19 protein-coding genes are annotated in these 22,869 nt (G+C 36.7%); 4 read left to right on the top strand and 15 right to left on the bottom strand.

Annotation, left to right across the window (positions count from 1 at the left end; all coding sequences use genetic code 11):
• Positions 1–68 precede the first annotated feature (68 nt).
• Together GQR60_RS09615 and GQR60_RS09610 are read left to right on the top strand one after the other, a co-directional pair.
• Positions 69–1,589: a M28 family metallopeptidase gene (locus tag GQR60_RS09615; protein WP_124992714.1), complete on the top strand. Its 1,521-nt coding sequence runs from the start codon at positions 69–71 to the stop codon at positions 1,587–1,589.
• A gap of 134 nt (positions 1,590–1,723) precedes the next feature.
• Positions 1,724–2,455, top strand: coding sequence for a hypothetical protein (locus GQR60_RS09610; protein WP_124992713.1), 732 nt, complete (start codon positions 1,724–1,726; stop codon positions 2,453–2,455).
• A 31-nt stretch (positions 2,456–2,486) separates the two neighbouring features.
• On the opposite strand, the gene GQR60_RS09605 is transcribed toward GQR60_RS09610, so the two are convergent.
• The 12 genes from GQR60_RS09605 to GQR60_RS09550 all read right to left on the bottom strand — a co-directional run bounded on the left by GQR60_RS09605 (position 2,487) and on the right by GQR60_RS09550 (position 17,201).
• Entirely contained in the window at positions 2,487–3,113 is a 627-nt protein-coding gene (locus GQR60_RS09605; protein WP_124992712.1) for an MOSC domain-containing protein, read from the bottom strand.
• A 164-nt stretch (positions 3,114–3,277) separates the two neighbouring features.
• The gene (locus tag GQR60_RS09600) at positions 3,278–3,919 is read right to left on the bottom strand and encodes a hypothetical protein (RefSeq protein WP_124992711.1); all 642 of its coding nucleotides are present in this window, start codon (positions 3,917–3,919) and stop codon (positions 3,278–3,280) included.
• Between the two features lie 92 nt (positions 3,920–4,011).
• On the bottom strand, positions 4,012–4,680 hold the full coding sequence (locus GQR60_RS09595) for a 3-keto-disaccharide hydrolase (RefSeq protein WP_124992710.1): 669 nt from the start codon (positions 4,678–4,680) through the stop codon (positions 4,012–4,014).
• Positions 4,681–4,794: 114 nt separating this feature from the next.
• On the bottom strand, positions 4,795–5,112 hold the full coding sequence (locus tag GQR60_RS09590) for a hypothetical protein (protein ID WP_124992709.1): 318 nt from the start codon (positions 5,110–5,112) through the stop codon (positions 4,795–4,797).
• Between the two features lie 27 nt (positions 5,113–5,139).
• A complete protein-coding gene (locus tag GQR60_RS20385) occupies positions 5,140–5,340 on the bottom strand; it encodes a phospholipase D-like domain-containing protein (RefSeq protein WP_124992708.1) in 201 nt (66 codons plus the stop codon).
• Between the two features lie 81 nt (positions 5,341–5,421).
• Positions 5,422–5,997: a hypothetical protein gene (locus GQR60_RS09580; RefSeq protein ID WP_124992707.1), complete on the bottom strand. Its 576-nt coding sequence runs from the start codon at positions 5,995–5,997 to the stop codon at positions 5,422–5,424.
• Positions 5,998–6,172: 175 nt separating this feature from the next.
• The gene (locus GQR60_RS09575) at positions 6,173–8,509 is read right to left on the bottom strand and encodes a hypothetical protein (RefSeq protein WP_124992706.1); all 2,337 of its coding nucleotides are present in this window, start codon (positions 8,507–8,509) and stop codon (positions 6,173–6,175) included.
• A 319-nt stretch (positions 8,510–8,828) separates the two neighbouring features.
• Positions 8,829–9,122: a hypothetical protein gene (locus GQR60_RS09570; RefSeq protein ID WP_124992705.1), complete on the bottom strand. Its 294-nt coding sequence runs from the start codon at positions 9,120–9,122 to the stop codon at positions 8,829–8,831.
• Between the two features lie 84 nt (positions 9,123–9,206).
• Entirely contained in the window at positions 9,207–10,805 is a 1,599-nt protein-coding gene (locus GQR60_RS09565) for a beta-N-acetylhexosaminidase (RefSeq protein WP_124992704.1), read from the bottom strand.
• A 119-nt stretch (positions 10,806–10,924) separates the two neighbouring features.
• The gene (locus GQR60_RS09560) at positions 10,925–13,645 is read right to left on the bottom strand and encodes a bifunctional YncE family protein/alkaline phosphatase family protein (RefSeq protein ID WP_124992703.1); all 2,721 of its coding nucleotides are present in this window, start codon (positions 13,643–13,645) and stop codon (positions 10,925–10,927) included.
• Between the two features lie 412 nt (positions 13,646–14,057).
• Complete coding sequence (locus GQR60_RS09555) at positions 14,058–15,881, bottom strand: glycoside hydrolase family 2 protein (protein ID WP_124992702.1); 1,824 nt, start codon at positions 15,879–15,881, stop codon at positions 14,058–14,060.
• A gap of 21 nt (positions 15,882–15,902) precedes the next feature.
• The gene (locus GQR60_RS09550) at positions 15,903–17,201 is read right to left on the bottom strand and encodes a BNR-4 repeat-containing protein (RefSeq protein ID WP_124992701.1); all 1,299 of its coding nucleotides are present in this window, start codon (positions 17,199–17,201) and stop codon (positions 15,903–15,905) included.
• Between the two features lie 218 nt (positions 17,202–17,419).
• On the opposite strand from GQR60_RS09550, the gene GQR60_RS09545 reads away from it, so the two are divergent.
• Both GQR60_RS09545 and GQR60_RS09540 read left to right on the top strand, forming a co-directional pair.
• Positions 17,420–18,571, top strand: a complete 1,152-nt coding sequence (locus GQR60_RS09545; RefSeq protein ID WP_124992700.1) for a helix-turn-helix domain-containing protein — start codon at positions 17,420–17,422, stop codon at positions 18,569–18,571.
• A gap of 88 nt (positions 18,572–18,659) precedes the next feature.
• Positions 18,660–19,580, top strand: a complete 921-nt coding sequence (locus GQR60_RS09540) for an alpha/beta hydrolase (RefSeq protein ID WP_124992699.1) — start codon at positions 18,660–18,662, stop codon at positions 19,578–19,580.
• Positions 19,581–19,764: 184 nt separating this feature from the next.
• Here the strand turns inward: GQR60_RS09540 and GQR60_RS09535 are convergent, their stop codons facing one another.
• The 3 genes from GQR60_RS09535 to kduI form a co-directional block, all read right to left on the bottom strand.
• Positions 19,765–21,033, bottom strand: coding sequence for a DUF4861 domain-containing protein (locus tag GQR60_RS09535; RefSeq protein WP_124992698.1), 1,269 nt, complete (start codon positions 21,031–21,033; stop codon positions 19,765–19,767).
• A gap of 142 nt (positions 21,034–21,175) precedes the next feature.
• Positions 21,176–21,967 (bottom strand): gluconate 5-dehydrogenase, encoded by a 792-nt coding sequence (locus GQR60_RS09530; protein ID WP_191991610.1) that lies wholly within the window; start codon positions 21,965–21,967, stop codon positions 21,176–21,178.
• Positions 21,968–22,001: 34 nt separating this feature from the next.
• A complete protein-coding gene (kduI, locus tag GQR60_RS09525) occupies positions 22,002–22,844 on the bottom strand; it encodes a 5-dehydro-4-deoxy-D-glucuronate isomerase (protein WP_124992697.1) in 843 nt (280 codons plus the stop codon).
• Positions 22,845–22,869 lie beyond the last annotated feature (25 nt).

The following is a 22,869-nucleotide window of genomic DNA, read 5'->3' as shown; positions in this document are numbered from 1 at the left end:
GCCAGATGCGAATCGGAAAACAAATTTTAGTAATTTAATTTCCATATTTCATTATTAAAGTATTTCCCATGCGATCAATCATCATTATCCTTTTCATATCAGTAAGTAATTTGTTTCATTTAAGTGCACAAGACAGTATCGCCTTGTACTATTCAAAATCACTATCGACCAATAAAATACAAAACGATATTGTAACACTATCCTCTGATAGTATGGAAGGACGAGACACTGGAAGTAAAGGACAAAAGCTTGCCGCCCAATACATCTGTCAGCAATTCATTAATGCAGGAGTAAACAATCCTAAAGGAAACAAAGACCGTTTGGGATATTTTCAGAATTTCGCGATCTACAAAAAGGAGCAAGCTGATGCTGAAATTCAAACCATAGATAAGATATTTAAAAATTACGAAGATATTCTGATATCAGGATTCACTAATTATTCGAACAATAATATGGATCTTGTTTTTTTGGGAACTGCTCCTGACACGAGTTATATAAACAAAGATTATTCTGACAAGGCTGTTCTCTTTCTGAGCACTAACCTGTATGCTGCGGCCATAAAATCGAATGATATTGTAACTGCTTCGAAAGCCAAATTGGTGCTGTTTTGCAATCCCAATAAGAGCAGGCAATACATGGAACTACTTGCAAAAAAAAGAACAATCTCGCCCAGAGGAATGAATTTAAAACCTGATAATAATAACGATTTCAATCCTTTTGATTCCATCAGCTCTGCCACATCCTTTACCAAATATAAAAACAGAATGCACACCTATCAGGGGGCAATCTCGAATCCGGTTGCCTGCGAACTTCTTCAAATCAAACCCAAAAGATTAAAACAGATTTTAGAGACAAAAAAGATGAAAAAAACAGAACAGAGAATTTGTAAATTCACTTTTAACTTTGATCTAAAATACAAGGAATTAAGCACTGAAAATGTGTTCGCCTTTTTGCCTGGTACCAATAAAAAAGAAGAAGTTTTAGTTATTTCTGCTCATTACGATCATGTTGGAAAAAATGATGGTGAAATATTCAATGGAGCGAATGATAATGCATCAGGAACTGCCGCAATCATAGAAATTGCACGAAAATTTCAGGAAGCCAGCGATGAGGGGCATAAAACAAAACGCAGCATCCTTTTTGCTGCATTTACAGGAGAAGAAAAAGGTTTGTGCGGATCGAAATATTTTGTAGACAACCCGCCGTTTCCCTTATCAGATATTGTTGGAAATTTAAATTTGGATATGCTGGGCCGACACGATGAATTTAATGATACCACAGATTATGTTTACCTTTTGGGAACCAATCATCTCAAACCTAAATTGAAAGTCATATCCGATAGCATAAATCAGATCAGTACAAAATTACGCCTTGATTACAAATACGATATGCCTGATAATTTTCTGTATCAGGCTTCGGATCAGGCATCCTTTGTGAAGCATGGCATTCCTGCTGTTTTTTATTTTAATGGCTTACATGCCGACTACCACAAAGCAAGCGACACTGCTGAAAAAATTGATTTCCAAGCCATAAACAGAGTATCCCAATTGGTATTTTTAACCGCCTGGGAGATGGCAAATGAAGAATAGGCACAACTTTTAATTCTTGTATTTGGGATGGAAAAAATCTTAATATGATTATTTAATTTTAAACAAGACAAAACATAAAATCTTTTTTTACGTATGTTTGTACTGTTACTATTGATTTACCTAATTACACCACTATGAGACGTCATTATTTTTTCATTATATTTTTTATTATTGGAAGTTTTTCATGCGCAAAAGACAACAAATATTCCGGTTATATTGATGAAAACCAAGCACTACTGGAAAATTTAAATGAAGTTGATGGAAGACAACACACCTACAACTATGATTTTGAATTATTAGAATTCCGCGAAAAAGTGGACTATTATGCTCCGGTGAGTTTTTCGGAAGCTCTGTCGAGCATTCCTTCAGTCATGAGAGATAAAATTAACCTGATATCGCAAAGTGATTTGCCATTTGCTGTTGCTCAGCAAGATGCAAATATTGTGACTTCATGGAATGCCTTCAATAAATTGGTATTTCAGGTTCAATTTTCTTATTTGGAGAATGTTTCGGGCTACCAAACCAATTTTAAAGATTTCTTTATCATCTCTATTACTCAATATCCTGAAGATCCCTTTGCAGATGAACAAGCCACATTAGCAATGGAAGAAAATATTACAGGTTATGAAAAATTAGTTTTGGAAGGAACCCATCCTTTGTATTACAAAGCAGCATCAGGAAGATGGCCCAGAATGTTTGACTATTACAAATATATTGCCGACGATAAGCTTATGGACAAGGAATCAACGGGCTCGTCGCAGTATTACACCTGGTACAATGGCTTGATTTATAAAATAGGATTTAATATGGATGTAAGCACTACCGATCATGAAGCCTTAATTCGAAAAATAATATTAGGAAGTTAACATACAAAAGGACAGCCACCGCTGTCCTTTCTTATTTATTCAAATCCCTTTTACAGCTTGCGGCCAGTGCCGGATCAGATAATGCCTTTTCCAATTTTAACTGATCTTTGGAAGATTCGTACAACAAATTGTACACTTCTCTTATCGATAAGCTTTCCTCTCGCCTTTCCAGCAAAATTAACTCATCCCCTTTCCTTACTTCTCCTTCCTCAATCACACGAATATATATGCCTGGAAAACCAGCATCAATAAACTGGCGAACCATACTGTTGCAATCAAACCGATAATTTAGTTTGTAGCATGGTTGCCGGGGCTGGGTAACCTGAACTCTGGCATTTCCTATTTGAAAAACATCACCAATTTTAATGTCTCCTTCATCCAAATCAGAAATGGTTAAATTTTCGCCAAACATTCCATAATTCCAATCCAAATTTGGGAATTTATCTTTCCAAAAAGCGTAATGTTTTTCAGAATACCAGTAACAGGCTTTATCTGCACCTCCATGATACCTTCTGTCAATTACCGCATCCTTAACAACATCTTCTTTACCAAGAAAAATTGCCTGATCAACTGCATATTTATAAATGCCGGTTTTTTCAATTTGTCCGTGATAATTGATTTCTACACTTTTACCAATATTTGTGGAAACGACTTTCATTGTTTGATTTTAAATATGATTGTGCAACAATTACTTCTTATGCGATTTCAATACAGCATGCACTCCAATCTGCCTCATCCGACAAGCTATTGTCGTAAAAAGTAAACCTTTTATTTATAGCTATTCAAATTAAAGAACTGCTGTATTTAAACCCGCATTTATTATTATTCATATTGTTCCGGTTTCACCGAGATGGTAAATAAATAAACACCCGACTTGTCCTTATAGTAATAATTCACTTTCACTTTATTATCTCTCATACCCTTCATGTCGGGATTCGTTTTTATGGAATTAATTATGGTCGGCTCCAGATAAGATTTTAGTTCTTCAATATTTACTGAATCCTTATTCATACCAATAAGAGTGTAATTGTATTGAAAAACATTGTCGGGCAATGCAACTGCATTGTCAAGCCTGGTGGCATTATCGACCATAATCGGGCACGATTTATTAAGTTCACCTGCCATTTCCATTAATACTTTATCGAATGTTGTTTTCCGAAATAATCCGGCTAAACTTTCACCTCCAATTTGTCCAATGGCATAAAAAATTGCAAATGCTACAGCAAATGCGATCCAATATTTAAGCCCTTTCCGCTGTTTCGCCTTTGGTATTTCCTTCAACGATTCAATGGCTTCGGTAGTGCATACGGCTTGTTTGTATTCATCAAATGATTGATCTGAATTACGAATTTTCCAATCGGAATAATTGTTTTCGAGCTTTTTGCTGCACTTTGTACAAAAAGTCATGTATTCCGATTTAAGCTCGTTTAAGTGTCCGCAATTGTTACATTTCAAATAATGCATGGCATTTTAATTTAATTATACTTCCTGAATATTTTTTTAGTCATCACCATATCAAAACAATCTACCGGTACAAATAGGCCTAATTGAAGCCATTATAATTTCTTAATCTGCACCTTACGAAAATCAATCGGATAACCTTCATATTGCAATAAAATACGACCTTTCGAAACCGAAGATTCGACTCCCTCGTTTACCAGTTTACCATTCAGCTCCTGTTTAATTTTACCATTTACTACTGTAATAACTGCAGTATTCCATTCTCCAATTGCATTGCTTGCATCTGTAAAACGTTTGGCAACCACACTTCGTCCAGGTTCTGTTTGCACTCCATTAATTCGTAGTGTAACATTCTGAATAAAAATAAAATCTCCTGTCGCACCTTCTTTTACCTGAAACTGCACTCCCTTAGGCCACAAGGTATCGTGGCTTTCTTTTGGAACCAAATAAGTAATTCCGCTGTTTTTTTTGTTGCTTTTTCTTACAAATGTTGAATCGGTATTCCACCGGAATTCTACGCATAATTGAAAATTATCAAATGATTGCTCAGACATTAGGTAGCCTGCCTTGTTACCATACAAACGAATCATCTGCTGATCGACAGCAAAGAGCTCTAAAGCATTCTCATGTTTTCCCGATTCAGGTTCATAGGCATACCATCCCGATAAATCCTTTTGGTTAAAAAGTTCGATATTTGATTGTGCTTTGGTAAGATTTGGAATCAGTACTAAACTGAAAATTAATAGTCGATAAATACAGGTCATTAAAATAAATTTATAGTCTGTTAAAAATATTTGTTTTTTGGGATATTCTTTGATATTTCCGGAATTAATTGCTGCATGGTCTTTTTACTGTTTTTTAATCAATCCCCCCATTTTCTATCCGATAAATTTTGCCCCGGCAATTCCAATTCCCGCACCCAATAGCAACGAAAACAATATCATTGGAACAATTGCTTTTTTGTCTTTGGGATAAACAACAATCATAACCGGTATGGCGGTCAGTAAAGCGATAATCATTCCTGTCATCCACGGAGCCAATCCCCAATTCACAAATGGAATAATTAATCCGAGTGCGAAATAGTGTACAAAAGCTGAGATAGTATCCCGCTTATCAAGTTTCTGAATTGTCATTGGAATAATGTCGATCAAACCGGCTGTAAGACCAATACCTATTGCTATCAAAAAATCATTCATTTCGTTATTTGTTTGGTTTTACTGTTTTTAATTCCCTAAATAAATTACTGTCCAATTTTGCTTTTTAATTTCAAGTTTAATTTTTAAAAATTGTTCTGCAAACTTTTTTGACTCCAAACGCCTGTCAATTATTGATATAGTTTCATCATTATATTGGGCTTTATTAGTCCAATTGTACGAACCATAAATCACTTTTTCAAAATCAATTATGCAAAACTTATTCTGCATTAATTTACTGAACTTATATCAATAGGTTCCAACTAGCGCTATCTGCCAAATGCACTATATCCTTTGTTAACAAAGGAAATTTTATACTTTAATCAAATTGTTTATAAACAATAAATTGTTATAATAATTCTCAATCTCTTCAGTTTCATACTTTTTCAGTACCATATTTTTAAGTTTAATCTTAATTTCTCTTCCGTTAGAATTTACATTAAAAACTAAGAACTTATTATTCAAAAATAAATCTTGAACATTCGAGTTTGTAAATATTGAATTTACAATGTTCGGATTATTGCTCCTGACTGAAAACGTTTTATTAAAAATTGGGTTTCCTGAATTAATTCTGTCTTTTGAAAATATCCGATCCATTAATTCACGTTGCCAAAAGTGAAGATAAAAATCTGACCGAACAGTTTTCTTAATAGTTAAGATTAATCCAGTTTGAGCTACTAATTCCTCTGGCTGGCTAAACAGATATGAAAATGTTTGATTAATAACAATTTTACTATTATCAAGTTCTTTCTCAATATTTATTGTAAGATACTGTAATGCTCCACCAGAGTCAATATCCAATTTAGTTGGAATTTTTAGGCTAGCACCAACCCCACTTGAAAAATCCTTGAAATTATTTAGTGTTTCTGTTTTTATAACCTCTCTCATATTTTGTATTGATTCTTCATCCTTCTAATGTTTGCTAAACATATGTTGGCATGAAACGTTGCGCATTTTCAAACACAAATTCACCATCCAGATACTCTATTGATTAAATGTTATTTCGTTCAAGCACACCACTATCTTCGCAATGTTTTATGTCAGCTTGTTAGCAACTGGTTTTTTAGTCCAATTTATCAAATAATCTAGTTTTCATACTTCCTGCTAATACTGAATATGGATAATTTGATGAATTTAAATTGTATCCAATAATCAAGTATCCTTTTACATTTTCCTCTTCTTCAATTTGACCTACAATGTCATTTATAATTCCATCTCTTGTTTCTTTATCTGTATCTTTATATGGGTAGCCAACAAGTATATATTTTCTTCTTTCAGGTCCAAAATGCATAAATAAATAATTGTGTTTTTTTTCACACTCATCATTTATGACCATGCCCATTAATTGCTTTAGTTTCTTTTCATATTCAATTTGGTCTTCTTTTGGCTGATTCAATAAAATAAATGAGGAAACTAACCAGTTTTTAGAACTCGACTCAATTTTCGTTAAAAGGTCAGACCAATATTCTGTTTTTTGTAAAGTTGGTTTCTCAACTTTAACATTTCTATGTTTTCCAATAAAATATGGGTCTAGTTCTTTTGATTTTAAAGTCAAATCTATGTGAAAATTCTCATCAAACTCAGTTTCCCCAATATTGAAACCATTATCCAAGTAGAAACCAAATAAATCCATTTCATCACCTTGAAAATTAACATGAACTTCAAATTCTCTTCTGCGTAATAGATAATGTATTTTTTCAGCTTGTGTGGTCAAAATCTCAAAAATAATTTCTAGGTCTGTATAGCTTATTGATGGTGCAAGTTCGCTTAGTTTATGAGATATGATGTTAGCAGATATCAGTTTCTTTAAATTACAACCAATAGAACCTAGATTTGAAAGAGTTACCCCTAATGGAACATAAAATCTAATTTTTGAGCTATCAATATTATTTACGGTTCCTGATTTAGTTTTTAATTTATGAAGTTTTGGATTCTCCTTTAAAAAATTCTGAAAACGAATTGCTTGCTCTGAAGGCTCAACAACTAATTCCTTCATAGTTTTAAAAAGACGTTCTGGAGCACCTCTCTTAGCTGGAGGAGATATCGTACCAGACTTACACTCAATAATTATAGCAAACTCTTCAATTAGTACTATTAAATCATTCTCATATAATTTATTATCATCATTCCGTTGCCATAAACTTCCCTTGAATATTTGTGCTTTTGGGAATGATTTTCTCATTAAACTTTCGACCTTTTCTTCCAAATATTTACCTTTAGCTGAAAGATACTGCTTTTTTATTTTTGAATTTTCTGCTACAAAAGATTCAAGGATATCTAACGCTATATGACTAAACATATGCGGTATTACAGAAAAATATTTTTCTTCGTCTGTCTTAATAAACGGTTTTGAATGAACAGGATTATCTAAAAATATAAAATCTCTGTTTTTCCCAGACAACTCACCAAACTGATAACTTAGTTTATCTAAAATGTTTGAAATCTCGATTTCCGATATTTTATCTGATAAATAATTTGACACCTCTGTAATACTATGAGAATAGACATCAGATAAAAAATAATCTGAATGTGCTAAAAACATAGCTTTAAGATTTTTAATATTCTTGCCTACGCGAGTCCAAATTTCTTCTCTTTGAGTAGCATTTGTTTTAGCGACATGTGGAAATGCTTCCTCATATTTAGCAAAAACATCATCATATTTTTTAGGTATTATAAAACTACGAGTTTTTTTAAAGTGATTATTTAATTTATTTTCATTCAATTCAACAATTCCTGATAATAAATCTAAGAGATGACTTGGCATAAAGCCAATACTATCTTTAAATACTGACTCTACAAGATTTGATAATTCTAAGGTTATTTCATCCATTTGATGAACATACGCCCAGTTTCTAACTGCTAATGTATGTACCATCATTTCAGTTCTAAGCATTATTGCGCTTATATCCTCTTGATTTGAAGCATTCTCAGCTAATTTAAAATAACTTGCAGACTGAGATTTATTAAGATTCTTTATAGTTGATTCAAAATCAGTTATCTTTTCGTTCAGTGGTTTTGCAGAGATAACTTGCTCCGTCATCAATGCAACACATTGTAATATTTCTAGATAGAAAGGTGGGAAATCAAGAAAACCGTCTATTGCTTCTCTATCAATTCCTTCTTGATGTTTTCCAAAATAATATGCACAAAATGAGCAAAGGTAAATCGAATCGTATTCCTTAAAATATCCAATTAGGTTTTCATATTCCTTTTCATATTCTTCCTTTGATTTATTCCCAATTTCAATAATTATTTTTAACCTCTGTTCAAAGGGAATGTCTTCAGGAAATGGATTTTCAAACCGCACGAATTCTTGTTTTACAACTTCATATGGTTTGTAATTCTTCTTCTTAATCTTGTTGTTTTTCTTCTTTTTTTTCCTTTTCCTACTAACAGGCATTTCATTTTTTTTATGATTAGGAGATTTCCTTACTTGTTTCTTCTAAATAAAGCCATGGGCTTTATTTCATCTACATCTAGATGAATAAGGTGTAATTACCACCCCTTATAGAGCAATAATGACCACTTATTATATTTACTCCCCGAATCTACGAAACTCAAACTAGCGAACAAAACATTTATACCGCAAAACTTACAACTACTTTTCAAGCAACATAAAAAACATGTATTCGCATAAATAAAAAACCCGGCTCTTTAAAAGAGTCGGGTAAACTTTACATCTAGTTTTGTTACATCTGCTTTATGCAGATATTTAATTCTTAAGCTACTTTCTTACCTTTAAAATATTCAGAAATAATATAATCTGATATTTCATTCCCCCGATAATCCCAGCCATAAATTCGGTTGTCGGTCATATGATGAGACAATATACATATCAGATAACCTTTTTCTACATCAAAAAAATATTCAAATCCCCAGGGAGAGAATTTATAATACTCATTGTTATACGGCTTGCTTGTTTTAAAACGCCCTTTTGTTTCTGATGATTGATGAGTTTCACCACACAAATTATAAAAATATTGTTTTTGTATTTCAGATAAGTTTGTATACATCTCATTGTTATTTAAAATGTTAGCGGTGAATGGTTCTACGAAATACTTTAAGTAAAGTTTCCAATTTTACAGAAACACTACTAATTATTTCGTTTCCTTCTCTTGTATTATTTTTTCGTTTTCTCGATCAGCCCATGGAATTAAAGGCGATTGGTAATAGTTGATGTTCATGTACTTAAAACGTTCTTTCTGTTTTCCCAAACGAATTCTATACCCGTCCCAGCTTTTGTTGGTGTTCTTCGACCATCCTAATTCGGCGTAACCCGGCAATCGTGGGAAAACAAGGTATTCAATGTCATCCATTGTTTCAATCGTTTCTCCCCATAATGGTGCTTCAATTCCCACAATATTTTCTTTACTGATGCCTTCCGTAAAGTTTTCAATGCTCCACTGGTAAGCCTTTTTCACATCCACATAACCCGCCCAATGCAAGCCCAAGGGACAAATGGAATCGTATTGCATGTCGAGGTAGGCACGGTTGGCCGGCGACATAATGATTTTTACATTTTGATTTACGGCCTTTATTGCATTGTCAGGCTTGGTTTGCCAAAATTGAGCCAGAGAGTTTTCTTCCAATTCGGCTGCAGCCACATCGGCCCATCCAATCATTTTTTTCTTGTGACTGCTTACAATTTTCTGCACCCTATTCACAAAACTGATGTAATCTTTCTTTTTGGTTGCATTCGACTCGTCGCCGCCAATGTGGATGTATTCACCCGGTGTAAGGGCTGCTAATTCGCCAATCACATCATCAATAAATTTATAGGTAATCTCCTTATCGGTGTCCAACGTACTAAAACCAACATTGGTGCCGGTGTACAATTCGGTAACTTTGTTATTGGCATTTAAACAGGCATAGGAAGCCAAAGCGGCATTGGTGTGCCCTGGCATATCAATCTCGGGGATAACAGTTATGAATCTTTCCTGCGCATAGTTTACAATTTCGCTGTACTGATTCTGAGTATAAAACCCACCTTTTTCGCCGCCTACCTGTGTACTTCCGCCATGAGTTGTTAAATTGGGCCACGACTTGATTTCGATTCTCCAACCCTGATCATCTGTAAGGTGCAGGTGAAGCACATTCATTTTGTATGCTGCAATCAAATCAATAAACCGCTTTACATCTTCCACTCCAAAAAAGTGACGTGCCACATCCAGCATTGCTCCACGATACTGGTAATTTGGTGCATCCTTAATAATACCGCTGGCCAGTTCCCAAGGACCCTTTTGTACGCTATCCAATTCTATTTTTGCCGGCAGCAGTTGTCTGATGGTTTGCACTCCCCGAAACAATCCGGCTGGCTGATTCGCTTCCAGAACAACTCTTTTTTCAGTAATCTTTAATGTGTACGCTTCATCACCGGAAATAGTATCATCCGACAGAATCAGAGCAATTCCTTTTTTATCGGCCGGATTTGTTACTCGTTTCACTTCAGGAGTAAATCCCGTTGACGGAGCAATCAGCTTTGCCAAATAATTTGCCACTTGTTGACTGCCCTCCTGCTTTTCCTGCACATAAATTTTTGTTTTTGCAGTCCAGTCGAAAGAGCTGCCCGTTGCAACAAGACTGTCAGGCTGAGGAATTAAATTTTCTTTTGCTAAATCTTTAGGTGTTGGCTTTTTGCATGAAAAAAGCAAGAGTGAAACAAGCAATGCTTGTATCAGGAGAATTCGTTTGTTCATAAAATATGATGCTTAAAGGTTTGTTTCGCTTGTGAAAATAAGCAAATATCAAATTAACATCAAAACTTATCATTTAAAATATATTTGAAATTTAATTGATTTTAAATTGGCAATGCATTCTATTCCTCGGTATTATTTTTTGCAAAATCTTCGCGGGCATCTTCTACATTATCCATTTCGGGTCCTTGTTCAATCTTTCTCCAGTCGATGGTTTTATGGTATTTCTTCATCGACAGTTCGGCATCATAAATCCGGTTATCATGAAGTTCCAATGTATAGGGCGTAAAATCGGGTTTATCCGTAAAAAAATCCTGTAATAACGAACCCGTTAGGTCGAAATGATTCACATAAGGTACATTTAAAATATTGTATATGGTTTTCAATATGGCTCCGAAATTGGCATGAGTATGCGAAACATATCCATGCTTTACATACGGACCTGCCATCATCAAAACAGAACGGTGAGCATCAATATGATCGACTCCTCCCTGAGGATCATCTTCGGTGATAATTACGAGCATATCTTTCCAGTATTTTGTCCGCGATAAAAAGTGCAGTACACGTCCAACAGCCAAATCATTGTCGGCCATATACGACTGGCGGTACGGATATCCTTGTTCGGCATTGGGACTTGCACCATGATCATTGGGAATCATCATAGTGATGAAAGGAGGCATTTCGTCGTTGCTGTTTATCCATTTCTTCGTGAATTCCAATTCGAACTGATCCATTCGGTATTGATCGGGAATGGACGTGTTGTAACCGGCATAATTATGACTGGTTCTTGTGAACAAGGCATTTTGCATGGGAATCATTACGCCATGAGCAGCACCCGTATTGGTGTCGTACCATGCCTCGCGTTCGTGCCCGCTTTCGTTGGCCTGTCCGAAATTGTAGAATTCTATCTGCTGTCGTTCCAAGGCCTCCCAAAGTCCGCCTGTTTCTGCATAATCTTCCGGATCCACACTTCCGATTGTTTTGGGAAAGCGCCGTCCTTCGGCTTTCGAAAAAGGCATAGCTGTTTTGTCTGTACTGGCATTGGATTCAACCCATTCATTGGGAATTACCCCCACCAACCAATGATGACCATGTACGGATGCATCGCTGTCGCAATAGTAATTGTCTGAAAAAGAAAATTGTTTGGCCGCTTTTATGTGATTGGGTGAAATACGCAGATTGGGAAACTGATTTTGAAGAGAGTCGGGCAATGTGTAGGTGTTGTTAGTACCATACCGTGCCAATGTACTGTCGCCGGCAGCATCCTTCAACTGCCCGAAAATTTCATCGTAAGTTCTGTTTTCCTTGGTGATATACACCACATGTTTAATCGGGCTTTGGCGCAATCCGGGCAATTCTGGCAGAGGATTTTTTTCATCCTCTTCAATCGTTGTTTCAATAAATGTATTATCGATCGATTGTTTGGTATAGCGGGCCAGCTCATCAGCGCCGGGCACCTGCACTTTTTGAAAACTCCCCAACTGAATTTCACTCACCGAACTGCCCTGAACAGGCGGTACAAAACCAACCCCGCCATTGGGACCTGCTCCCCAACCCCGGCAGGTAATGATGTAAATATTTTTTTCGTCATTCGATAATTCCACTCTGGTTGGTCCCCAGCCTGAAGGAATCAAACCTTTGGTTGTTCTGTCTTGCACATCGATTACTGCAACGGCATTAAATCCCAAAAGGGCAACATACAGGGTTTTTTCATCTTTGGTCATTGTAATTCCAAAGGGCAGCAAACCTCTAAGTTTATCAATACGTTCATCCACCTGAATAGGAATATGTCCGACTATCTTTTGGCTTGTATGATCTATTATTGTAATGTTATCGTTGGTGGCATTGGTTACATAGGCAAATTGTTTTCCCACAGCAATTGAGTTCGGACTTGCACCACCAACAACTTCGGCATCTTCTACTGTTTCCCCAATTAAATATCCGGTTTTGAATTTACTGATTACCTTATTGTTATCAAGGTCAATCGTAAACACACTCATGGCATCGGGATGATTCGGACTGCCCAAACCTGGAATCTGTTTGCCTTCTACCAATGTTCCATGAACCGATTCGGGTGTATTATTTCCGTAAGGATGATGCGAAATCAAAAGGTTTTGAATGTTTTCGGGTGTTGCTCCTGTAATAAGAGGGTAAGAATACATCCCCACATTGGCAACCAAAGCTTGTTTTTTGTCGGGACTTAAAGCAATGCCGAAAGGTTGTCGTCCAACCTTAACCGAAGCAGTTACCTTTTTAGTGGCCAAATCGACACGAACCATTCTGAAATTAGCTCTGTCCAATACCAGCAATTCGTTTTTATCGGGATTCATCATCAAATCGGATGTAAAACTATCCTGATAATCTGTGCCATTCACTTTCCCATTCAATGAAATATCATCTGTCTTTTTCAGTTTATCAACATCATAAATAACGACATCGCCTTTGTCTCCTCCGCTTAAATAAACATATTTTGAATCGAGGGAAAAAGCAACTCCTAAAAATGAACCTTTGGATAAAGGAGAAGGTATTTTTCCTTCGTAATCAGGTATTCGCTGTGCTGTTACCTGCGTTAAATCGATAATAGTAATTACACCATTGTGCAGTGTTACTGCTTTTTTTCCATCAGGCGAGATTGCCATTCCATACGGATCGTTGGTGATGGGGATAACTTCACCTGCAGGAGTCACATAACGACCACTTGGAAGCACCGACACTCCTTTTTTGTCGATCTTACAAAATTGATCTTTCCCCGGTACTTGTAATATTTTTACTGTTTTTACAGAATTTTTGCACCCAATAAACAGTACGATAAGAATTGCAGCCGTAAAAAATTTAAAATTCATGGAATTGTATTGAATGATGAAAAATGTTAGAAGTAGATTCAGCTATAAACCTATAGAATATATGCCTCACAATTCAAAAAACAAGATTAAATTCTGATCAATTTTACATTAACTTTTTCCCATGACATTACTTTTTGTGTAAGGCTATTTTAGGACGAGACATTACAGCAAAAAAAAGAGCGCTGAAAAAAAATCAACGCTCCTTATTGTGATTATACCAATTTAATTTCAAAACAGACTTTAATTAAAATGAATTAATTTTAGCTGTATCAAGTCAAAAAAGTAAAGCACATCCATGTCACGATGCATCTTTTTAAACGAGGATATAGCTGAAAAGAAACATTTTACAAGGCCTGTTTTGATGTTAATTTGGCATTAGTACCCCTATCGATACTAAACTTATCTCCGTTTTTTATTTGTACTCCTCTTTTTTCTTTTTGTAATAGTTCTGCATAATATAGAAAGCTTTTTTCTTGGCTCCCGATTCCGAAACCAATCCTTTTCGGTTCCAGCCATCCTGCACATCGGGCAATTGACGAAGCGGTGTCATAAAATCGACCAAAATCCATGGTGTTAATCCAACTACGCCGTCAATTTTATCGAACATGGCCAAATTCTCCTGATACATATACTCCTGATATTCTTCACTCCAGCGTGTTTCCTTATCGGCATGAAATCCTTCTATTGCACCACCGCCAAACTCACTAATAATTACCGGTTTATTGTATTCTATTGTGAAGCGCTTGTTCCGGCAGGTTTCAGGCGATCCGCCGTACCATCCCTGATATTCATTAAAACTTACAATATCAAAAACTTCGGCAATCGGATCACTCACTTTGTAATTATCACCGGCCAATCCATCTTCCCAACCATCTTTTTTGCAGGCCGCACTCAACAAGCGGGTGCTGTCCAACGAACGCACCTGTGAAGCTACTTCTCTTAAAAAGTGATTTCGCGCTTCGCCGGGTACCGTTTCATTTGCAATGGACCAAATTATGGTGGCGGCTCTGTTTTTGTCTCTTCTAACTAATTCGGAATATTGCGCTTTCGCCTTTTTCAAAACGTCTTCATTCTTCCAGTCAATTCCCCAATACAATGGCAATTCTTCCCAAAGTAAAATTCCCATTTCATCGGCCAAACGAACAATATTTTCCTGATGCGGGTAATGTGCCAGGCGGGCAAAATTACAACCCATTTCCTTTGCCCAACCCAACAACAGCTTTGCATCATCCATTGAATGCGCTCTGTCTCTTCGAACCGGATTTTCATCATGAATGGAAACGCCGCGAAGAAAAACCGGCTTCCCATTTAACAGGATTTCTTTTCCCTCTGTCTCTACAGTTCTAAAACCAATTCTATCAGTAAGCTCATCTTCTCCCGCAATCAGTTTTACATCGTAAAGCTTAGGATTTTCGGGCGACCACAAGCTCATCTTTTTTGAGCTAAATGCAAACTCACCTCTTCCCTCTTTGTTTATGGAAACTTCGGCAGCAACTCCCAATTCCTTAATTTCAACCTTTGCCTTGTCAGGATAATCGCTGCCGGCAAGCTGAACAGAACCTTTTACCACACGCGTTTTTTTATTCAACGACTCCTTTTGTAAAACCAGTGTGTAATCATCAATATAGGTTTGAGGAACCTCTACAATTTTCACATCGCGGGTAATTCCTCCATGATTGTACCAATCGGTTACCATGGCAGGAATATAATCCTTCTCACGTCGGTTACTAACTCCTAAAATCAAAAAATTATCCTGCTTTTTTAGTAAATCGGTTACCTCAAAACTAAATGGAGTAAATCCACCTTCGTGCACACCCAATTTTTTCCCATTAAATGAAAAAGTAGTTTTATAGTTTGCAGCCCCCACATATATAAATATTCTGGAGTTTTTATGCTTGGGCTGGTAATCGAAGGTTTTTCGGAACCAAATGCTTCCTTCGTAATAATACAACTCTTCTTTTTGCGAATTCCAGGAACCGGGAACCCATAAGGTTTGAGCATTATCGAAACTATACTCTACCCTATCGCTCTTCGATTTTGCTTTGCTGTTTTTATACAAAGGACTAAAACCGATCTGCCCGGTTTCATACTGATCCAAAATATACTTCCACTTGCCGTTCAGGCTTTGATGGGTGCGACCATTAACATTCGTAATAAAATTGCCTTGTGCAAATAAATTACCTGCACCAAACAACAGGCAAATAACTAATACCGATATAAATTTTGTGATTCTCATTATTGTATCGTTTAATGATTTCTAATCTAGAAAATATTTAATTCTGCTTTTAAAATTTGTGTAATGAATGTACTTCTCGTTTTCCATCCACAACACAACTGTTTTATCGCCTTTTTTCATGTTTTTAGGAACAATAGGACGAACATTGTCATATTTTGAATGCTGCGTAATTGGAGTTACTTCCCATGTTTTACCAAAATCTGAAGTCACTCTTTTCTCAATTTCAAAAACTCCGTTCACATTTCTCGATAAATAAATTGTATTAGGCTTTAATGGATGAAAAGTTAAACCCGCAGAATAATGCGGTTCCCGTTCCGTTTTTCCCTCAGGTGTTTGAGGAAACCATTTCCCCGAATTACAAATCTCATTATCGATCCATTCCCCTTTTATATATTGAGCGTAGTGATATAAATGTTCCGTTTCTTTCGGATAACGAGCATATAAGATAACCGGATTCCCTTTTTTATCAGCTGTAACATCGTAAACCCAAGCTCTTCCAGTTTCTTTTGTTGCCTTATAAACTACTGTTGCTTCTTTAGGCTCAAAAGGAATCTGATTTAAATCACAAATTTTTGTTCCATCAGCTCTCCAGAATGCACCCTTTTCGTAACAGGCGTAATAAACAGAATTGGTTGGTTCTTTTCGCGGATGTCCATCGGTAAAAATGATGTGTATTTTAGATTTTCCATCGGAATAGTACCGAACATAGGGGCGATTGTCATCGTTAAATGGTTGATTCGTTATAAAAACCTGAGCCGGATTAAAAGTTTCGCCATTGTCATCCGACCACATCATGTTGGGTTTAAAACCTGTCCACCGGCCAAAACAAAACAACCTGTTTTTTTCCTTTTTTAAAGCGATCGGATTTGCATAAGTAACACACTTTCGCGGATACAATTTAAATTGCTCCTCGCTAAACACCTCTTTAAAGGAAGTTGCACCAAAATCCTTGGAATCTCCTGCTGCGGACAATTTATTCATACGCACAGCCTGATCAAAATGCTTGGTATAAAACATCAGCACATCTTTGTTGTTCAACTCAATAAAAGAAGGATTCGCATGATCGTCTTTATCCAACTTCGGACTTACCGTTTGAATGTAACTCGTTTTAGCTTCCAGATTCAAAGTCGCAGCTTCAATCGATCCGTCGGAAGTGACCCAACCAGTTACAACTTCAGCCTTTCCATTGTGTTTGTAAATTGCTCCAGGTGCAGAAAACCAACACCATGCTCCATCATTTGTCAATGTGTTTTGTTGTCCTAAAACTACTGTTGACATAAATAAGAAGCAGATGACCGCGAAAACTTTATTTTTCATCATTCTATTAACTATTTTAATTTGAAAATCATTTATTCTTCCACTTTGAAAAACTCAAATTATTTGTGCTTTCAATAATCCTTTTACAAATGAAACGATTCCAAGCATTTTGTCTATCTTTAACATTGCTTTAACGGTACTTATAACGGTTAACACTAAACCCAAAGCATTGTAAAACCAACCATTACAAACCAAACCCGAAAACTGAAAATTCTTCTTTAATGAATATCTCTTTAGATAACAAGCGGCTTATTATTGCGAAAATCAGGAATAGCAAAACATTTTCCAAGGCTCCGACAAGCAGTTCTTTACTTTCCTATCTATTCGAAGAAACAATTAAAGGAACCGATCTTAAAGAAAAATTAATTGAAATAGAATTTTTTGGAGAATCAAAAAACGCAGAAAAAAGCAGTCCCAGAGTGCGGGTTAATGTTTATAATCTGAGGAAAAAAATTGCCCGGTATTACGAAACCGAAGGCAAAGAAGATGCCTGCAGACTGCACATTGAAAAAGGTCAGTATCAATTGATGTTTTCGATGAAAAAAAACAAAGAAAGCGCAGTTAAAAAAATAAAATTATCCTTATACATACCTTACGTAGTACTATTTGTTGTTTTATTGCTGTTTGCCCTTAGTAAAATACCTCAAAAAGCACCTGCCATCTGGAACTCCTTTGTTGCGGATGAAACCAAACCGAAGCTAATTATTGGTGACGCTTTTGGTGTTATGGGCAATACGGCAACCGGTGCCTTTGGATGGAACCGCGATTATACAATCAACAGCATTGAGGAATTTTATCAGTTCTGCGATAACAACCCAAAGCTTAAAAACGAGCTTTCTCCTGCCAATTACACGTACATGACCGGTATGGGGGCCATTACCAGCCAAAAAATTACTTCCCTGTTCGACAAATACAATACTGATTTTAACATTCATTTTTCAAGCCAAACCTCCATTGCTGATTTAAAAGATGGAAATACAATTTATGCCGGCCCAATTAAAAATAACAATTCGTTCATCCATTTTTTTAATGAAGCAAATCAATACTACAAAATTAAAGATTCCAAACTGTATTTCTCGAAACACCCAAGTATAAAGGACACCACATTTAATTTATTCACCGAAGGACTTGTCTCTGAATATTCAATTGTATCTAAATACAAAGGTCCGAATAATCACGATCAATTCGTTTTCTTTTCGGATCACGACATAGGCGTCTGTTCAACAGTAGAATATTTCACAAATACCGACTCCCTGCAAAAATTCACTGCTTCTTATTTGGGCAATTCGACCTATTTTACTGCCGTTTTTATGGCGAAAGGCAAAAGCAGAACCAATACCGATTTAAAACTGCTGCTGGTTACCACAGAATAAAATCACCTGCCCGTTTAAACATCGTATTACATCTGCAATTCATCGAATAATCGTAAATTTATTTTCCAAAATCAATAAAATATAAATCATGAAAAAAACAGGTCTTCTCTTGTTACTAATTAGTGTGTATTCGTTCAATATATTTGGTCAGAATAACATTATTCCTCTATGGCCGAATGAGATGCCAAACCACCAAGTTTCAAATGAAACAGAAGTTATAAATGCAACAGATGTTGTTCGGATTTCGAAAGTACAAACGCCGACAATAGAGGTATTCACTCCTGCCAAAAAAAATTCAAACGGTCAGGCTGTTCTTATTTGCCCTGGCGGCGGGTATCGAATTTTAGCATACGATTCGGAAGGTACCGATATAGCCAAATGGTTAAATTCAAAAGGAATTACAGCCTTTGTTCTAAAATACCGCTTACCGGATTCTCAGTCGGTTATTGAAAGTTACAAAGCCCCCTTACAAGATGCAATGAGAGCTTTAAGAACCATCCGGTTTAATGCTGAAAAATACAACATCAATAAAAATGAAATAGGCGTAATGGGCTTTTCGGCCGGCGGACATCTGGCTTCAACCCTTGGCACACATTACAATGAATTGATGTATCCTGCAGCTGACGATATTGATTTAGAAAGTGCCCGTCCCGATTTTATGGCACTCATCTATCCTGTAATCAGCATGAAAGAGGGCATTACACATCAAGGATCGAAGCGAAGTTTATTGGGAGAAAATCCAACTGAAAAATTAGTTGATAAATTCTCCAACGACCTACAGGTTACCAGCGATACACCGCCTGCTTTTCTTATTCACGCATCCGATGACAATGGGGTGCCGGTAAAAAACAGCTTGTTGATGTACGAAAGCTTAATCAGCAATGGAGTTTCTGCTGAAATGCATATTTTCTCGACCGGAGGCCACGGCTTTTCTTTTGGTTTTAACAAAGGGCACGTCAGCTCCTGGACCGATTTATTTTACACCTGGAGCAAATCAATCAAAAAGTAAGTGGACTAATTTTCACAGCAAAGCTCTGTCTGAAATTTCCACTTCAGACAGAGCTTTGTTCTTTATTGGCAATTGCATAAAAAAAGCAATGCCATATTCTTACGAATACAACATTGCTCACACTAGCCGATATAAAAATATACTAATTCACAATTTTCACAAAATTGGTTTCAGTAAAAAATACTTATTTAATGCTTACAACAACAGGCGAACTCAATTCATCAGCCTGACTTTTCATCAGATTTTCAAAATTTTCCTGTTCTGCCCACTTTTTATTTTCCAACTCCCAGACGGCAAAAAAGTAGTGCGTTACACTGTTGTTATTATTAATTTTTTGAGTTACAAAGTGTGTTAAACCAACAGCTTGGTTCCAACGGCTTCCATTGCTTACCGCTTCGCTCAAAACAGGAGCATCACCAATTCTTACTTTACTATCCGATGGAAATAAAACTCCCATTGCCAGGCAGTCATTATTCATCGATTGAATATCGTGGGTTGCAATTGCCTCGAATTGATTGTTTGCCACAAACGAAAATGGTTTCTTTTCTTTTAAGTAGCTGGTTACAATCCCAACAGCCAATTCCGACTCTTCATCCAATCCGCCTACGGTAACATCACTCTGAAACCAATATTTGCCGGCCCAAACAGTAATTTTCTCTTGCGCACTCAGGCTTTTGCCATCCACATTCCATCCGCCGTAATTCAATTCAAAAACAGAACGAACCGGTCCTTTTGTTACCAGTTGAAATTCGAACTTATCGGTTGATCCCAAACGGTATAAAGAATCTTGATGAAACAAGGCCAAACCACCGGCACCTAAGGATGGACCAACATGTAAAACATCCATTCCCCAACTGCTTAGTTCATGGTAACTAGTACTTTCTTTGGTTCCAATTTTATCCATAATCATTTCAGGCTGAAGCTTTCCAAATAAATCCTTAGCATTTCTGCAGTCGAAATAATCACGAAAGCCCATCAAATCGTTTTCCCAACTCACACTTTCGGCCTGATAAATAACCGGAATCCCGGTGTATCCTTTCGGGGAAACTGCATGATTAACACCTTCAAATCCTTTTTCGATGGAACCAACTCCCAAACGCACATTGGTACGTACGGTATATTCAGGAATCTTGTCATACGACACAAAATTAACATTCAATTTTTTCACCTCGTTTGCTTCAAAATCGCAAACCAAAGCCAATTCATCCCATTTTCCATCTCTGTCTAAATCATCAACCTGCGAAGGGATTGTAGTTCCTTTTTCATCAGTAACAACCGGGAATTTCTCATTAGGAATATCTCCTGTTAATTTCTGAATTTCCATCCTGCTAATTACAACAGGTGCATCTTTTCGGGCCTTAGCCGTATTGTTCTTTAACTGAAGAACAGGAGACGAAGTACATGCACTTAAAAAAATTGCTAAAACGGCAATAGCAAAACAATATCTCTTCATTTTACAAAAATTTAGATCTTAAAAACCAATGGACTGGATGAAAAAAAAGAATAAGAGGAGTTTTGATTCACTTCTCAGCGACATTCAAATTCCCCCTCTTACTCTTTCACACAACTAACTAATAATCTAACTTATCTCACTATTATTTTTCGTTTGATGGTTTACCGATGGTTGCCAAAATACCTCCATCAACATAAACAACATGTCCGTTTACAAAATCGGATGCTTTTGATGCAAGGAATACAGCTGTTCCGCCCAAATCTTCAGGATCTCCCCAACGTGCTGCAGGCGTTCTGTTAATAATGAAATCATTAAAAGGATGACCGTCTTCGCGGATAGGGGCAGTTTGTGATGTTGCAAAATATCCCGGTCCGATTCCATTGGTTTGAATATTATACTTACCCCACTCTGTAGCCATGTTTTTTGTTAACATTTTCAAGCCTCCTTTGGCAGCAGCATAAGCACTAACACTATTACGCCCCAACTCACTCATCATCGAACAGATATTGATGATTTTTCCTTCGCGGCGCTCAATCATTTTACGTCCAACATATTTTCCCATAATAAACGGACCAACCAAATCGACATCAATCACCTGACGATAATCACTTACCTCCATGTCCTGCATAGCAACTCGTTTGATGATTCCGGCATTGTTTACCAAAATATTAATAGGACCAACTTCTGCTTCTATTTTTGCAACATTAGCAATTACACCAGCTTCGTCAGTTACATCAAAAACATATCCTTTCGCATCAATTCCCCGACTTGCATACTCGGCAATTGCTTTATCCATATTGCCACGTGAACTACCATTTATCACCAAATTCGCTCCTGCTTCGGCCAAAGCTACAGCCATAGCCATTCCTAAGCCATGCGTTGCTCCAGTTACCAAAGCAACTTTACCATCTAACTTAAATAAATCTAAAATCATATCTTAGTTGTACTAATTGAACATTACTATTTCATTAACGCAATTCATCCGGCTGACAAATATCCATATCGCCGTAATTCAGGTTTTCGCCGCCCATTCCCCAAATAAATGTGTAGTTACTTGTTCCTGCTGCCGAGTGAATCGACCATGTAGGCGAGAAAACAGCTTCTTCATTTGCCATCCAAATGTGGCGGGTTTCTTTCGGATCACCCATAAAATGACAAATAGCCTGTCCTTTTGGTACTTCAAAATAGAAGTAAGCTTCCATTCTTCTGCTGTGAGTATGTGCCGGCATTGTGTTCCAAACACTTCCGGGATGCAACTCAGTCATTCCCATTTGCAGCTGATTTGTTTTAATTGTATCCGAAACAATTAATTTGCGCAATGTTCTGCGGTTTGAATTTTCAGACTCGCCCAACTCAACAACAATAGCATCTTCGTGTCCGATTTTCACATTTGGAAAAATCTCGTGTGCCGGAGCAGAGTTTAAATAAAAATGAGCAGGAGAAGCCGCATCTACACTCGCAAAAACGATTTCCTTATTTCCTTTTCCCACATAAAGAGCCTCTTTGTAGTCCAGCTCATAAACTGCACCGTCAACACTTACGCTTCCCTTTCCGCCAACATTCACAATACCCAACTCTCTTCTTTCCAAAAAATAGTCAGCTTTTAAAGGATCGATTGCTTCCAGTGTCAATGCTTCTTTTACCGGAACTGCACCACCTACAATAATTCTATCGTACTGAGAGTAAGTCAAATTAATACTTCCTTCTTCCATTAAATTCTGAACCAAATACTCATCTCTTAATCGAGTAGTATCGTAACTCTTCGCATCAGCAGGATGAGTTGCATATCTTTCTTCGTATTTCAAACCCATGGTCTTTATTTTATAAATTAGTACA

Source organism: Labilibaculum euxinicum (genome assembly GCF_009795715.1).
Classification (GTDB): Bacteria; Bacteroidota; Bacteroidia; order Bacteroidales; family Marinifilaceae; genus Labilibaculum; species Labilibaculum euxinus.
The sequence above is the reverse complement of the archived record's forward strand: the minus strand, read 5'-3'. Positions and strand labels throughout refer to the sequence as shown.